The following is a 15,642-nucleotide window of genomic DNA, read 5'->3' on the forward strand; positions in this document are numbered from 1 at the left end:
TTTTAGTGATTTTTCCCATTAAAAAACGCTTTCTAGCTAATAGCCAGAAAGCGATAAGGGGGAGCGAAGATCAGAGTTCCGTTAAAAGGAACTTGTACCTTTATAAAAATTATATTCTTCCAGGCCGTCAAAACATTGCAAACGGTCCCCAATCGTTAAACCAAAATCAATATAAGCATGGCTTTTTGCTGTTAAAAGATTCTTATCTTCAACAATCTGTTTTGATTGATACGTTCCATTCAACCAGCTGTTTGTTTTAGCAAATTCTTCTTCACGTAAAGACACAGTATACGACCTGCCGTTCAATATACCGGCTCGTCCTAAAATAACTGTTCCATTACCAATAGCTGCAATCTTAATATTCTCTCTGTTGAACACTTGCAACAGATGCAGAAGTCTCGGATTTCCTTGAGTGAAAGCTTGTTTTCCCCCAGGAATAATCAGCATCTCATAATCAATAGGACTAATATTCTTCATCTTAATCGTAGGCTGCATCAGTAAACCACATTCACTAGTAACAGTTCCTGGCAACAGCGAGAAAGGCAGCACTTCATACTTTTTACCGATAATAGATAAAGTCGTCATTACTTCAACTTCTCTAAATTGTGGATACAGATAGACAAGTACTTTCTTTTTCAATGGTATTCACCCATTCCTGTTACTTTTCTACCCGTCTTGCAGGGAAGAGGGTGTATAATTATTGTAACAGGATGCCGACTTGCTTTGTATTGGGAAAATTGAAGGAGAACATGTGCTTTCTTTTTAGTAAAATACAAGCAGTTTTCCCAAGTTATTAGATAGAATTGATAGGTTATATATACAACATCTTGTTCAAGTGAGGTTATTTTCTGGTTAGAATGTAGGACTTTACGATTTAAAAATGCGATCGCAAAGGAAACCAGAAACAGAAAACTTACTAACACATATGTCTCTCGAACTCCAAATTCCTCTGCAAACCAACCGAGTAATAATGTCGCTATTCCAAATGTCCCATACACGATTGTCCCATGAGATGCATACACTTTAGCCAGCTGTTTATCTCTATAGGATTCTTGGATCAACGTATTTTGGGACACATCTCTCGCCATCTGAGGAAACCCAAAAACGAAAGAAACCAATAAGGCAATCCATGCTGATGAAGTTAAACCGAACCACACGTTAAGCAACATCAAACAAACCGTTGATGCCATAATGACAAAGCCAAGATATGATTCCATCCATTTAGAGAACCGGTATACTACAAGACCCGCTACCATCATTCCTGCAAAAAAAGACGCATTGATGTAACCCCACCACGCTTCTCCTTTTCCTATCGCTGTTTCAACATATACGTAAAGAATTGCGGCGATCCAAACTCCATGACCGAAGTTTTCAAGTACATCCATAACTGTTAAAGTTGTAAGTTTTTTGATTGAAAGATCAGTTGCCAACCTTCTTTCATCGCTTTCCACTTCGACTCTTGTGTTTTAACGTTCTCCTTTTCGTTAACCTTTATTTGTATAGTAAGTAAGGTTGCAACGACAAATAAGCCAAAAGTTACCCATAGCATATTTTGTTCCCCCCACATCACCAATAGAACACTGCCGAGTGGCCATGATAAAAGCATAGAAGTCTGGTTGGCAATACTGATGAAACTGTTTGCTTTTACAAGCTCATCACTTTCTACAAGATCAGGAACCATAGATCTTCTTGCGGGGTTTCCGAGACCTTCAAGAAGAGAAATGATTACGACCAAAATATACAATAGAGTAAATGTTGTAGCCGTATGTATACCATATAAACCGAGTAAACATAAACAGAATAACAATGCTGTTTTAAGCATAAGTGTGTGGATCAATAAACTCGTTCGTTTGTACGTTTCAATGAATAGAGGAGCTAGAAAACCTGAAACAAGCAAGGACATCGTCTTCGCAAATGGAATAAGAGCCATATGCAGGACAGATCCCGTTTCATTGTAAACAAGTGTAATCAAACAAATGATATAGAGAATATCTCCTAAATTCGCGAGCGTCTGTCCGCTCCATAAAAAATGAAAATAGCGATTTGCTTTGATCATATAAATGCTTCATCCTTTTTATGGTAATATAAACCACACAAAGTTTACCACATGACAGGTGATTACGTCTTTGACGGTGTTTGAGTGGATGATGAGGTTGTTGATTTAAGGTTTTTGGGATAGGTGAAATTTTCGGGAAACGATCATAAATTCTCAGCATCGATCATAAATCCTGAGAGTCCATCAAAAATTCTCGGTATCGATCATAGATCCCAAGAATCGATCATAAAGCCTCGGAACCGATCATAATTCCCTAAATCATAGAGATTTCTCATTGCCGTAGCTAAAATTTCCTTCAAAACCCTCTCTTCACTTCTCTACCTATAAAAAAACTCAAAAAAAAGCTGGCCCATATATAGGCCAGCGAACACAATCACATTATTTATGTCCTCTTCCTTTTGTAAGATGGCATGGTACTCCTTTACCCATAGCTCCTGGCTGTGACATGCGTTCCATGTAAGCCAATCCTCTTACGCATTGGTTTTTACAGGCGATGCAAGTTTCACTTGTAACCATCTTTTGTGTGTGCTGGTATTTATTAACCTGACTGTCATATTTATTTTTTGTTGTTTTTTTTGCATTTTTTTTAGCCATGAATGTGCCCTCCCCCTGAATCCTAAACCCAGTGTATGTAGGAAGAGGGGCTTTTGACATACATAAAAATAAAAAAACTACCCTATGTACAGGTAGTCTTCATCATGTGCGATTTCATATTGAATGCTTTGCCGTTCAGCCAATGACATGATGTAGTCACTGTCTGATTTGTCATACGCTAATAAAAACTCGTGCAATGGCATGTTGTATTTGTTCCAGACCACTTCCATCAGCCACTTTTGGCTGATCATAAAATACTCACCATTATAACGGTCTACTTTTATGGTATTGCCTACATACATCCATAACACTCCCTTTCAAAGAGGTTAAATATGCATTAGGTCTTACGGTTGTACCTCCATTATATTCCTTTTATCAGAAAAGTCAAAAAGGAATCGTCTGTATATAATATACGGGTACATTTACTACTTGACGCAAATAGTGGCAAAGAAATTGTAACCGTACTTGGGAAGACTAGACATAACCATAAATTGATATAAAATTTATAGTAGAATACGTCTCATGACCTATGACAAATAAACCATAATATGGTAACCTCAATAAGGTGTATTTTAAAACGTGTAAAACCTTTTAAAACGGGAATATGTTATTAAGCTGATGATATAGATAAAGGAGTAGTTCGTATTGCGTATTATAAAAGAGAATATTTTAGCATTATGTCTTCTCCTCTCTATCCCTTTACTGAATATTATTTATCAGGTATTAAATCACGGGGAACGCGGGGCGAGGCAACTTATTACAGCAGTGGATCACCAAATCCCATTTGCGGAGATTTTTATTGTACCTTATATCCTTTGGTATGCTTTTATTTTTCTAATGTTTGTTTACTTTTGTGTATATGACAGAGCCATCTATTATCGGACTTTATTAAGTTTTTGTGTTGGAATGCTGGTATGTTATGTGATTTATTTCTTTTTTCAGACCACTGTTCCCCGTCCCGAATTAGTTGAAGGTGGCATACTCACAAAGATGGTTCAATATGTATATGGGGCTGACCAACCGTTCAACTGTTTTCCAAGTATTCATGTTTTGAGTAGTTATCTTATGATCTTAGGTATTCGCCATAGTAAGATGTGGACGATCAGAAAAGATATCATTGTCTCAACCATCGCTTACAGCATTATCTTGTCAACATTGTTCGTCAAACAGCATGTTGTATTGGATGTAGTTGCTGGGATTTTATTAAGCAGCTTGCTATTTAAACTGTTCTATTATCTTGAGGCTGAAACGGTACTCAGCTTTTTCAAACGAATGTTCAAGACAAAACTTCAAAGCACAGAAAAAAGTTAAAGAAAAAAGAACTGCTTTTATAAGCGGTTTTTTTTTGTGGCTTTAACTCGTTCATAACTGTTTTCTATGTACAGACATAACTTGGGCTTGAAGGAAATATGAATAACATGGGAAGGAGTGATAATATGAGCGAAGATCAATTACATTCGAAGAATCAGAATCGGGCTGACAGTATGCATCAGATGTGTAAGCAGCATATGTATTATCATGTAACGATTAAAACCCGAGACGGACAAGAAATTGAAGGTATCATTACCGATCTAGACAAGAAAAATGTGTATATGATGGTTCCGCAAAACATGATGCCAGCGGAAGAAGAGCAAGAGAGTCCTCAACCTACACAACAGTCTCCAAATCCCCAACAACAATCTCAGCAAGTTCAACAAAGTTCAGAGCAAAATCAACGACAATGGTATGGTAATCCTTATTATCGAAGATATTATCGTCAGATTTTCCCACTAGCATCCTTAGCAGCTTTGTCATTATACCCTTATTATCCACCTTATCCATATCCTTATTATCCACCCTACCCATACCCTTATTATTAGAAATCCGCCTGAAACAGACAGGCGGATTTTTTTTATGATTTCAATTAGGAAAAAACGGGAAGTGTACATAAGTCATATTAAATAAGGAGGTAATATAATGGCTAACGTTTTGGTTGTATATTATAGTTCTTATGGTCATATTCATGAGATGGCATTAGCAGCTTCAGAAGGTGTAAAGCAAGTTGACGGTACCGAAGTTAAAGTTGTAAAAGTTCCTGAATTTGAAGTCACAAAAAAATATATGTCTCAACAAGATGCTTATGTAAAAGCTCAAGAAGCACAGGTTGATATTCCTGAAGTTACACTTGATGATTTAAAATGGGCAGACGGAATAATCTGGGGAATTCCGACACGATATGGGATGATGCCAGCACAGATCAAACAACTACTCGATTCTGCGGGCAGTCTTTGGGCAAATGGCGATTTAGAAGGTAAGCCGACGGCCGTAATCACAAGTTCTAATACGATTCATGGCGGACAAGAATCTACTGCTATCACTTCTTTTGTTCCACTCATGCACTTTGGAATGATTTATGTAGGTCTTCCTTATGGAGAAAATCCAGAACAGATGACATCAGAAGGAATCGGTGGTTCACCGTACGCGGCATCGACTGTAGCTGGAGCAGATGGTAGTCAGCAGCCTCAAGATGCAGAGAAAACAATGGCATCTCGTTTAGGAAAACGCGTGGCAAAAGTGGCAAAAGCACTTAAAGGGAACTTATAGAATCTATATAAAAAGCCCCTCCACATGGAGAGGCTTTTCACATTACTTCACGTCATACCCTTGATCTTCAATCGCTTCACGCATTTCGGCTTCTGTAACTTTCGAGGAATCCACTTCAACTTCCACTTTTCCTGTTTCTAAGTGAACCACTACGTTTTTCACTCCATCTAGTTCATTTAGTGCATTTGTTACCGCTGCTTTACAATGTCCACACGTCATACCTTCTACATTTAGTGTTTTTGTTTCCATCATTTTTCCTCCTAAATTTTATTTAAGTTGACTCGTTTTAAACGCAATGCGTTCGTTACAACAGATACAGAGCTAAAAGCCATAGCCGCTCCGGCAACCCATGGTTCGAGCAAACCGAATGCAGCTATCGGAATACCTGCTGTATTGTAAAACAATGCCCAAAATAAGTTTTGCCTAATGTTCTGCATTGTCTTCCGGCTTAACTCTATAGCTTTTGGAATATGATTAAGATCACCGCCAACAAGCGTAACATCAGCGGCTTCGATCGCTACATCTGTTCCTGTTCCGATTGCCATTCCAATATTAGCAGTCGCAAGTGCTGGAGCATCATTGATCCCATCACCTACCATCGCTACTGTTTTTCCCTTTTCTTGAAGTTCTTTCACAATACGTGCTTTATCTTCGGGTAAGACTTCAGCGAATACCTCTTTAATGCCTACTTCTTGTGCGATCGCAAGTGCTGTTCTTTTGTTATCACCTGTGATCATATACACATCAATACCCTGTTCTGTTAAAGCGTTAATCGCATTTTTAGATGTTTCTTTTACCGTGTCAGCAACAGCTACAATCAGAACGAGCTCTCCATCTACTGCACCAAGCATAGCTGTTTTTCCTTCGTTCTCATATGCTTTAAGAAGTGCTTCCTGCTCTTTGTATTCTACAGCTTTTTCTTTCATGAGCTTTCTCGTTCCGACGAGTATCGTTCTCCCACTAACTACCGCTTCAATACCATGCCCTGGAATAGCATGAAAGGATTCCGTCTCAATGGATGGTATATCCTGTTTATTTCCGTACTCAACAATTGCTTCTGCTAAAGGGTGTTCAGAGCTTTTCTCTGCGGAAATCACATGAGCAAGGAAACCTTCTTTTAACTCTGTGAGATCTGTTACTTCTGGTTTACCTTTTGTAACCGTTCCTGTTTTATCAAGTAGTACAGTATTAATTCTTTGTGCACCTTCTAAATATTCCCCACCTTTGAACAGGATTCCCTGCTCTGCACCTTTACCAGTTCCAACCATGATGGACGTCGGTGTTGCAAGACCAAGTGCGCATGGGCAGGCTATTACTAGTATGGCAATGCTGACTTCAAGTGCTTGTGGCAGGTTTCCTGAATCAACAAGAAAATACCAAATTACAAAGGCAAGTATTGCGATACCTACTACAATCGGCACGAAAATCCCTGAAATGTAGTCTGCCATACGTTGTATGGGTGCTTTCGATCCTTGAGCTTCTTCAACAATTTTTATGATTCCTGCTAAAGCCGTTTCTTTTCCTACTTTTTTGGCTTCCATACGAAGAGTACCATTCTTGTTAAGTGTAGCTCCAATAACGAAATCACCTTCTGCTTTTTCAACAGGAATCGCTTCGCCTGTAATCATACTCTCATCGACGGAAGAATTTCCAGAGAGTACAGTGCCATCAACCGGTATTTTTTCACCCGGTTTAATAACCAGCGTATCCCCCACCACTACTTGATCGATTGAAATTTTCTCTTCCATTCCATCTCGAACGACAGTAGCTTCCTTCGCTTGCAGATTCAATAGTTTGGAAATCGCCTCAGTTGTTCTACCTTTTGCGAGAGTCTCGAAATATTTACCGACTAAGATTAACGTGATTAATACAGCGCTCGTTTCAAAGTACAGCTGGGGCATATAGTCTGGATTACTAAGCGTTTTAAATGCTTCAACGACGCTGTAAAAAAAGGCAGCGGACGTTCCGAGTGCAACAAGAACATCCATGTTCGCACTCTTATTACGAAGCGCTCGAAAAGCACCGATATAAAAAGGTCCTCCGATATAAAATTGGACGATAGAAGCGAGAATAAATTGAAACCAAGGGTTCATGAATAATGAAGGCATCAACAGACCAAAATCCCAAGGCATATGTGCAAACATTGTATAGAGAAGTGGAAGAGACAAGATGATAGAAAGAATTAACTTTCTCTTCTTAGCCGTGATCTCTTCTTCCTTCTTCGTCTTTTTTGTTTCACGATCTTGGTGAGTAGACGCATGATACCCAAGCTTCTTGATCTTGTTTAAAACATCGTCTACAGAAACAATCGCCGGGTTATATTCTATGGATCCTGTTTCACCCGTTAAGTTAACGGTAGCACTAGAGATCCCTTCCATACGGTTTAAGCTTTTTTCAATGCGTGTAGAACATGCTGCACAGGTCATCCCCGAAATATCAAGATCTACTTTTTCTTTAACTACCCCGTATCCTAGCTTTTCAATTTTTTGTTCGATCTCTTGAAGGGTGATTGTTTCAGGATCAAACGTTACAGATGCTTTTTCCATGGCTAAGTTGACGTTAACATCGACATGATCCATTTTCTTCAGCACTTTCTCGATTCGAGTTGAACAAGCTGAGCATGTCATGCCCGTGATTCCTAGATTTACTTTCTTTTTGCTCATGGTCTTCACCTTCTTTTATGATTTAGAGAATTGCTTAATGACCCTCATTAATTCTTCTATAGAGTCTTCTCCATCACCAGATTTTATCGCATCTGCCACACAATGCTGAGTGTGACTTTCCATCAATTGAAATCCTACTCTTTTTAATCCGGCTGTCACAGCTGAAATCTGAACAAGAACATCTATACAATAACGATCATCTTCTATCATTTTTTGAAGTCCACGAACTTGGCCCTCGATCTTTTTTAAACGGTTGTTTAAATCTTGTTTATCACTGTCACAGCGATGTGTTTTTTGTTCCATATGGGTTCATCCCTTCGTTTTGGATGCTTACAAGGTTAGTATATACTATACCCCCCTATAGTATCAAATGTTATGATCAGTTTCTTCTTTTGTTTACAAAAATGTAGATCCCTGCTAACGCTACAACTCCTAAAATGATCTTTCCTTCTGTATTCCATTCGGTTACGTTATACACTGAATATGCTTCAAGTACCAATGCTGGTATCTTCCCTATTGAACTTGCTACAACAAAAGTCCATGCTGAGACAGCCCCGATCGCACTAGCAAATGTAACAAATCCTGAAGGTACAAAGGGCAGCAATCGAAGTGACAGGATGAGGAGGAATGCTTCCTTCTCTCTTGCTTCCAACAATCTTACCACCCTGGGGTACCCTTTAAGCTTCTCTCTAGAAACCTGTTTGAATCCTTTTCTGTATAGAAAAAAAGCAACCATTGCTCCTAATGCTTCTCCAATAAATGAAATGAATGTTCCGTACCAAAACCCAAAGAATAAAATATTTGCGGCTGTTATAAAAACAGTAGGAACAACACCTAAAATTCCAATTAATATATTGAGAACGAGTGAAAGGATAATCGCCCATTCGCTATATTCTTGGAAAAATTGAATCACGGTTTCTGACATGACATGCATTCCTCCTAAAAAATCCTAAGTTCATACCCCTTTATGGTACTAAAAAAGCCATGCAGCTGCATGACTTTTTACGTTCACTATTTTCTATTGTGAAGCAGGACAGTAAGGCTGATCAATGTTACAAGAATTGTAGCACCCATGTCAGAAAGGATTGCAATCCAAAGTGTGAGCCATCCCGGTATCGTAAGCAGCAGAGCTAAAAGCTTCAACCCAAGTGATAATCCGATGTTCCACTTGATGATTGTATTTACTTTTCTTGAAACCTGAACAGCATCTGGAAGTTTTCCTAAATGATCTTGCATGAGTACAATATCTGCCGTTTCGATCGCACTATCTGTTCCTTTCCCCATTGCAATACCGAGATCTGCCGTAGCAAGTGCGGGAGCATCGTTGATTCCATCACCGATCATAGCCACTTTTCCATGCTTCTTTAGTGATCTAACCTTTTCTACTTTATCCTCCGGGAGCAGCCCCCCGAAGAAAGAAGACACTCCCGTTTTTTTAGCAACTTTATCTGCAACAATTGGGTGATCACCAGTCAGCATGACCGTTTCTCTTATTCCTTTTTCATGAAGCAGAGAGATAATGTCAGGACTTTCTTTTCTAATTTCATCAGCAATAGCAAACACACCAAGAATTTCAGTGTCACTTGCAACAAGGACGATCGTATTACCATCTTCTTTAAATGATTCGATAACATTTATTACGTCCTCATCCGCATGCATACTGCCAATGATTTTTTCGTTTCCTAGCCTATACGTTTTATGATCGACTACCGCTGTAATTCCTTGACCACTAACTGTAGTAATTTCATCCGCTTCTACTTCTTCAGCACCAACTTCCCGGCACTTTGCAACGACTGCTTTTGCAAGAGGGTGTGAAGAAGACTTTTCAATCGCATAAGCCACTTTATAAAAGTCGGGATGGAACGCTTTCTCCGCTACAACGTGCGGTTCCCCTAGTGTAAGAGTACCGGTTTTGTCAAAAGCAATGATATTTATCTTCCCAAGCTGTTCAAGATAAGCCCCGCCTTTGATCAAGATCCCATTTCTTGCATTAACGGTAATTCCAGATAGGATCGCAATCGGTGAAGATAGAATAAGCGCACAAGGGCAGCCCACGATCAATACCGCAAGTCCTTGATAGAACCATTCACCCCACGGATCGTTGAACAAGAGTGGCGGTACTAACATAACAAGTGCAGAAATAATCATGATGATCGGTGTGTAATAGTTTGCAAACCGATTGATGAAAAGCTCCGTTGGCGTTTTCGATTCTTGTGCTTCCTGAACAAGAGCCAAAATTTTAGAAAGAGCTGATTGGTTATAAGTCTTCGAAATTTTCACATGAAGGACACCTTCGTTATTGATGCTTCCACCAAATACGTTCTCTCCACTCTCTTTTTCCACAGGAAGTGATTCACCTGTGATCGCAGCTTCGTTCACAGAACTCTTTCCATAAACAACGACACCGTCTGATGGGATCTTTTGACCTGTTTTCACGAGTACCACATCATCAACAGCAAGTTCTTCGATCGAGATAACTTCTGTTTTCCCGTCTCTTAACAGAAGCGCTTCTTTCGGTGCTACCTTTAAAAGAGATTCCATCGAACGACGTGCTTTTTCCATCCCGTAAGATTCAAGAAGTTCATTAATACCAAAAAGGATTGCCACAAGTGCAGCTTCTTTCCATTCTCCAATGGCTACTGCACCGACTAAGGCAACTGTCATTAGAGTGTTTATATCAAATTTCAACTTCGTTAGATTTCGGAGACCTTTTAAAAACGTTGAGTACCCAGAAGCAATCGTCGCAACCGCATAAAATAGTATGGAAACATACGTTATGTTCATCATATGTTCTGTTATAAGTGCTGCTATGAAGGAAGCAACAGAGACGTATAGACCAATCATGAGCCAATTAGGTCCTGTAGGCTCTCCGTCTGATTCAAAACGTACATTCTCAGTCGAAAGGATAGAACGAACGCTGTCCAAATCCATTTGTTCATCTAAAACAATTTTGCTTGAGTTAAATTGCACTTTCGCTCGCTCTCCACCTGGAAGCTGTTGGATCTGTTCTTCCAGCTTTAAAGCACAATGTCCACACGATAAACCGGTGATCTTATGCTCTTTCATTTATGGTCCCTCCTTTCTAGTCGTGTCTCGCATGATGGATGGATTGATGCAGAAGGGTCATCACATGCTCGTCATCTATTGAGTAGAATAGTGTAGTTCCAGCGCGTCTAAATTTAACAAGTCTTAAATTTTTCAAAAACCGTAACTGATGGGATACCGTTGATTGCATGAGTGATAGTTCTTCAGCAATTTCAGAAACATTGCACTCTCTCTCTCCTAATAGATGCAAAATGCGAATGCGAGTTGGATCTGAAAGTGCTTTAAACGTTTGAGATACGATAAATAGTGTTTCCTCATCGAGGTGTTCATATTTGTTTTGCTGATCAGACATGAAAAACAGCTCCCTAAAATTCGGCTTTATTCATTATATGAACATATGCTCATATATGTTACTTAGAGTGTACCTAAAAATTTAAAATTGTGCAAAACAAAAAGAAGCGAGAATTCTCAGCTTCTTTAACTATTACTTATTTCGTTCCTTTTGAATCGCTGTTTTCGGCCATATGTTAGTGAGCGCCACACCCATTCAAGCGGTCCCGTGTAATACCTTTTCATCCACCACTTTGAAAAAATAACTTGAATAGAAAAAATAACGCACGCCAAGATAACACCAACGAGTGGTCCAAACTTACCATACAGACCTAACCCATAACTATAGAAAATCGTTGTTGCGATGATCGATTGAGTTAAGTAGTTCGTAAAAGCCATGCGACCTGTAAATTGAAAGAAGTTAAACAAACGTTTACACACTCCACTTCGATAAAGAAGAACGATGCTGCAGATATAGAAGATGCTCATCATTGCCCCACCAAATTCGTATCCCCATGACATCGCGGTCTCATAACGCCAATCTTCTCCTTTATTAGAAAAGAAAATAACAGCGAATGATTTACTTCCAGGACCAAGGATCAATGTTAACAGCCACAGTCTCCATAAGCCTCGGTTCGTGAACGTTCTTTTCTTAGCAGCATAAGCACCGAATAAAAACATCGGCAAAAGTCCTGCTATAAAAAAGAGAAAATAACGGTTCAGATCTCCCCATTCATGAATTCTTTCCTTCATGATCTCAACATAGGTACCGTTGCTGTATATTTGAATGGATTGCGCGATCTCTTGTTCATAAAGCTCGTTTTGAGCATTTTGATAAGTTATCGCCGCGCCACTACTCCAATAATCGTACGTTAATGTTGTCATAAATAAACTGTAAACCGTTATTAACAGAAATCCCATTATGATTAATACTTTCTTATTTAAACGATAAAAGATCAACATGAACAGACCAACGATTGCGTACATGATCAATATGTCACCGTACCAAAAAAACAGAACATGAAGGATTCCAAAGAGAAGCAGAACAAACTGACGTCTTAGAAACACAGGAACAAACCTCTTATTTTTTGCCGCTGCTCTTTCTGCCATCAACACGATACCAAACCCAAATAAAAAGGAAAACATCGTTATAAAGTTTCCTTGAACAAAAAACTCTAATAGCACATTTGTCCAAACGTTATACGGCTCATCAAAATATTCGTAACTCAATGCACGAATCGGTGAATCCGGTCCTGAAAAAGACTTCATATTTACGAGTAGAATGCCAAAAATGGCTATACCGCGCATAATATCTAACGATTGAATTCTGTCTTGCTCTCCGACTGGTTTCCAATTCATGATGAACCCCACTTAAAATTTTTTTTCATGATTCCACTCCCTTTGGTTTATTTTACCGCAAATAGGCAAAAAAGTTAGAATATGCGTCATTATTTGCTATTCTATAATCAACAGATCAAGGATTTGGGAAGGATGAAAGCGGTTTTGAAAAAATATACCTTAACGGTCGTTTCGATTGTCTCTATTGCAGCTACAGTACTATGGCTGTTTGGTCTTGGTTGGACGTTACAAGATCAATTTTCTACTAACAAAAAAGTTTCACAGCTTAAAGAAAAAACCGAATCAACTTCAACAGAGAAGCAAGATGGCACCCTTACGATCTTTGCATTAGGGGATTCTCTGACTCGTGGAACCGGTGACGCTGACGGAAAAGGTTATACGGGCTATCTAACTGAGCGCTTAAAAGAAAAAACAGACCAAGATATTAATCTGCTTAACACTGCAATCAAGGGGGAAACATCTAGAGGTCTTCTTAAGCAGCTTCAACAAAGTGAGATTCAGCGTCAAGCCAAACAAGCAGATGTGATCGTCATGACGATTGGCGGAAATGACCTTTTTCAACAAGGAGCAGCATTAGAGAATCTAGATGATAATGCGATTAACGGTAAAAAACAGATTTATTTAAGCAATGTAAAAAAAATCTATACACAGCTCAGAGAACTGAATCCTGAGGCAGTCATCTATCATGTTGGGTTGTACAACCCTTTTAGCAACATGCCTGATTCAAAAACAACTTCTTCAATCGTTAGAGACTGGAACTTCCAGTCTGCTGAAACAGCAGCTGGCTTTGATAACATCGTATATGTACCTACCTTTGATCTCTTTCAGCTTCAAGTAGAAAACTATCTCTATACCGATCAATTTCATCCTAACACGGAAGGTTACAAGCTGATTGCTGAACGAGTAGCCTCACTGATCAAATTTGAACAGGAGGAGAATGAATCATGAGCCAAACACCCGCATTAGAAGTAAAGAATCTAACTAAGAAAATTAAGGGCAAGCAGATCATAAAAGGTGTTTCGTTTACACTCGTTCCCGGAGAAGTCTTTGGTTTTCTCGGACCGAACGGTGCTGGAAAGACGACGACGATTCGAATGATCGTTGGTTTGATCTCTCCTACTTCTGGAACGATTAAAATCGGTGGTAAGAATGTACGAACGGAATTTACCGAAGCGATGAGACATCTCGGGTGTATTGTTGAAAACCCTGAACTGTATCCGTACTTAACAGGATGGGAAAATCTTATACACTTTCAAAAAATGGATTCATCTATCCCTAAGACAAGATTAAATGAAGTCATCGAACTCGTAGGGTTACAAAATCGAATTCACGATCGTGTAAGTACCTATTCACTCGGTATGAGACAGCGTTTAGGAATTGCTCAAGCTCTTTTAGGAAAACCGAAAGTACTTATTTTGGACGAGCCGACGAACGGACTCGACCCTGCAGGTATTCGCGAGATGCGTGAATTTATACGACAGTTAGCAAGAGAAGAAAACTTAAGCGTTCTTGTATCGTCCCATTTGTTAAGTGAAATTCAGCTGATGTGTGATCGTGTGGCGATCATCTCAAAAGGAACTGTATTACGCACAGACTCTGTTGATAACCTATTGGCTGAACAGGAACGTGTGATTTGGCGTGCTGAACCTATTAAAGTGGCTAAAGAGATTCTTTCTATGGAAACAGAAGTTACAGAAGGTCCTGATCATACACTAATCACGTTATATAATGAACCATTGCTGCCAGATTGGAACGAAAAACTCGTAAAAGCTGGAGTGAGGGTAAAAGAAATGAGAACTCAGCTTCCTTCTTTAGAAGATCTGTTCTTAGAAGTAACAGGAGGCGAAAGCATTGATTAATCTTGTCCGGAATGAAATGTTAAAGCTTCTAAGGAAAAAACGATTGTATGTCATCATCTTGATCATCGCGTTCTTAGTTCCTCTTTTTACATATGCTCAGTTTAAAGAGATTCAAGATCAACGTGAGAAGATGGGGAATCAAGATTGGCGAACTACACTGCAGCAAGAGATCACTGACACTCAAAATCGACTAAGCTCAAGCCGCATTCAAGATGAATGGCGTAAATTTCTAAAGATCAGACTTTCACAGCAACAGTATTATTTAGAGAACGATATCGATCCACGTGCTCCAGGAGCACCAACATTCATGCGAATATTCGTTGAGAACTCGATCGATCTACTTCTCCCGTTGCTCGTCATGGTCATTGTGGCAGACCTCGTTTCTTCTGAATCAAGTGGAGGAACGATCAAACTTTTACTCACCCGCCCAGTTAAACGATGGCGCATTCTTCTTAGCAAATATTTAGCGATGCTGCTCTCGATTTCATTCATCGTTCTATCAGTAGCAGTTCTATCGTATGGAATATCTGGCGTCGTCTTCGGATATGGCGGATGGAACATGCCTCTATTAACAGGATTTACGGTTTCTGGAGATGAACTTTTAACTGAAAATGTACACATCGTTCCACAATGGCAATACATCCTGATGGAGTTCGGTCTCGTATGGTATGTATGTATGATCGTTGGAACACTCACCTTCATGCTATCCGTACTGTTAAGAAGTACGGCTGCCGTTATGGGAATCATGCTCGCGTCACTCATTGCCGGAGCCATTCTAGCGAACATGGTATCTTCTTGGGAAAGCGCGAAATATTTCTTTATGGTAAACCTGAACCTTACAAACTATGTGAGTGGAATGGCAACTCCAATCGAAGGAATGTCTTTAGGATTCTCGATGAGCGTTTTAGCAGTTTGGGGAATTGCTGGATTCATCATCGCTTTCGTAACGTTTTCTAAGAGAGATATCTATTAAAATAGGAAATGAAAAAGGAAACCGCAAAGTCGGTTTCCTTTTTTATGTGACTTCTTTCTAGACTGTCGAAGGTAATCTATCCGTTCTAGCAGTTAATCTGTCTGATTGACTCAAGTATCTGTCCGATTCAGATGATAATCTGTCCAATTGAGAAGATAATCTAGCCATTCGACATCATAA

18 protein-coding genes are annotated in these 15,642 nt (G+C 39.3%); 6 read left to right on the forward strand and 12 right to left on the reverse strand.

The annotated features are described in order from the left end of the window. Positions 1-81 precede the first annotated feature (81 nt). The 5 genes from FS458_RS16355 to FS458_RS16375 form a co-directional block, all read right to left on the reverse strand. Positions 82-639, reverse strand: coding sequence for a DJ-1/PfpI family protein (locus FS458_RS16355; RefSeq protein ID WP_186320589.1), 558 nt, complete (start codon positions 637-639; stop codon positions 82-84). Continuing rightward, the gene (locus FS458_RS16360; RefSeq protein WP_144702627.1) at positions 636-1,451 is read right to left on the reverse strand and encodes an MFS transporter; all 816 of its coding nucleotides are present in this window, start codon (positions 1,449-1,451) and stop codon (positions 636-638) included. The genes FS458_RS16355 and FS458_RS16360 overlap by 4 nt, the downstream gene beginning before the upstream one ends. Further along, positions 1,391-2,056 carry an MFS transporter gene (locus tag FS458_RS16365; protein WP_144702630.1) on the reverse strand — a complete coding sequence of 222 codons (666 nt, stop codon included), beginning with the start codon at positions 2,054-2,056 and terminating at the stop codon, positions 1,391-1,393. The genes FS458_RS16360 and FS458_RS16365 overlap by 61 nt, the downstream gene beginning before the upstream one ends. A gap of 378 nt (positions 2,057-2,434) precedes the next feature. After that, positions 2,435-2,650 (reverse strand): hypothetical protein, encoded by a 216-nt coding sequence (locus tag FS458_RS16370; protein WP_144702633.1) that lies wholly within the window; start codon positions 2,648-2,650, stop codon positions 2,435-2,437. A gap of 77 nt (positions 2,651-2,727) precedes the next feature. Continuing rightward, positions 2,728-2,952 (reverse strand): hypothetical protein, encoded by a 225-nt coding sequence (locus tag FS458_RS16375; protein WP_144702636.1) that lies wholly within the window; start codon positions 2,950-2,952, stop codon positions 2,728-2,730. Between the two features lie 463 nt (positions 2,953-3,415). Here FS458_RS16375 and FS458_RS16380 point away from each other — a divergent pair, with 463 nt between their 5' ends. The 3 genes from FS458_RS16380 to wrbA all read left to right on the forward strand — a co-directional run bounded on the left by FS458_RS16380 (position 3,416) and on the right by wrbA (position 5,233). Next, complete coding sequence (locus tag FS458_RS16380) at positions 3,416-3,961, forward strand: phosphatase PAP2 family protein (RefSeq protein WP_260858781.1); 546 nt, start codon at positions 3,416-3,418, stop codon at positions 3,959-3,961. A 125-nt stretch (positions 3,962-4,086) separates the two neighbouring features. Next, positions 4,087-4,509 carry a hypothetical protein gene (locus tag FS458_RS16385; protein ID WP_222122229.1) on the forward strand — a complete coding sequence of 141 codons (423 nt, stop codon included), beginning with the start codon at positions 4,087-4,089 and terminating at the stop codon, positions 4,507-4,509. 97 nt (positions 4,510-4,606) lie between these two features. Further along, the gene (wrbA, locus tag FS458_RS16390; protein ID WP_144702642.1) at positions 4,607-5,233 is read left to right on the forward strand and encodes an NAD(P)H:quinone oxidoreductase; all 627 of its coding nucleotides are present in this window, start codon (positions 4,607-4,609) and stop codon (positions 5,231-5,233) included. 42 nt (positions 5,234-5,275) lie between these two features. Here the strand turns inward: wrbA and copZ are convergent, their stop codons facing one another. From copZ to FS458_RS16425, 7 genes are all read right to left on the reverse strand, one after another. Then, positions 5,276-5,482: a copper chaperone CopZ gene (gene copZ, locus FS458_RS16395; RefSeq protein ID WP_144703741.1), complete on the reverse strand. Its 207-nt coding sequence runs from the start codon at positions 5,480-5,482 to the stop codon at positions 5,276-5,278. A gap of 11 nt (positions 5,483-5,493) precedes the next feature. Beyond that, positions 5,494-7,896 (reverse strand): heavy metal translocating P-type ATPase, encoded by a 2,403-nt coding sequence (locus tag FS458_RS16400; protein ID WP_144702645.1) that lies wholly within the window; start codon positions 7,894-7,896, stop codon positions 5,494-5,496. Between the two features lie 15 nt (positions 7,897-7,911). Continuing rightward, on the reverse strand, positions 7,912-8,199 hold the full coding sequence (locus FS458_RS16405) for a metal-sensing transcriptional repressor (RefSeq protein WP_144702648.1): 288 nt from the start codon (positions 8,197-8,199) through the stop codon (positions 7,912-7,914). Between the two features lie 76 nt (positions 8,200-8,275). Next, positions 8,276-8,821 carry a TVP38/TMEM64 family protein gene (locus FS458_RS16410; protein WP_144702651.1) on the reverse strand — a complete coding sequence of 182 codons (546 nt, stop codon included), beginning with the start codon at positions 8,819-8,821 and terminating at the stop codon, positions 8,276-8,278. Positions 8,822-8,907: 86 nt separating this feature from the next. Next, entirely contained in the window at positions 8,908-10,962 is a 2,055-nt protein-coding gene (locus tag FS458_RS16415; RefSeq protein WP_144702654.1) for a heavy metal translocating P-type ATPase, read from the reverse strand. Between the two features lie 16 nt (positions 10,963-10,978). Then, positions 10,979-11,293, reverse strand: coding sequence for an ArsR/SmtB family transcription factor (locus tag FS458_RS16420; protein WP_066391583.1), 315 nt, complete (start codon positions 11,291-11,293; stop codon positions 10,979-10,981). Between the two features lie 125 nt (positions 11,294-11,418). Then, positions 11,419-12,630, reverse strand: coding sequence for a DUF418 domain-containing protein (locus FS458_RS16425; RefSeq protein ID WP_144702657.1), 1,212 nt, complete (start codon positions 12,628-12,630; stop codon positions 11,419-11,421). Between the two features lie 144 nt (positions 12,631-12,774). Between FS458_RS16425 and FS458_RS16430 the strand changes: the two genes are divergently transcribed. The 3 genes from FS458_RS16430 to FS458_RS16440 are packed head-to-tail and all read left to right on the forward strand — an operon-like array spanning position 12,775 to position 15,462. Beyond that, a complete protein-coding gene (locus FS458_RS16430; RefSeq protein ID WP_144702660.1) occupies positions 12,775-13,578 on the forward strand; it encodes an SGNH/GDSL hydrolase family protein in 804 nt (267 codons plus the stop codon). Next, positions 13,575-14,489, forward strand: coding sequence for an ABC transporter ATP-binding protein (locus FS458_RS16435; protein ID WP_144702662.1), 915 nt, complete (start codon positions 13,575-13,577; stop codon positions 14,487-14,489). The genes FS458_RS16430 and FS458_RS16435 overlap by 4 nt, the downstream gene beginning before the upstream one ends. Further along, positions 14,482-15,462: an ABC transporter permease gene (locus tag FS458_RS16440; RefSeq protein ID WP_137790451.1), complete on the forward strand. Its 981-nt coding sequence runs from the start codon at positions 14,482-14,484 to the stop codon at positions 15,460-15,462. Before FS458_RS16435 ends, FS458_RS16440 begins: the two co-directional genes overlap by 8 nt. The last annotated feature ends 180 nt before the right edge of the window (positions 15,463-15,642 follow it).

The sequence above is a fragment of the Fictibacillus phosphorivorans genome (assembly GCF_007673525.1).
In the GTDB taxonomy this organism is placed as follows: domain Bacteria; phylum Bacillota; class Bacilli; order Bacillales; family Fictibacillaceae; genus Fictibacillus; species Fictibacillus phosphorivorans_C.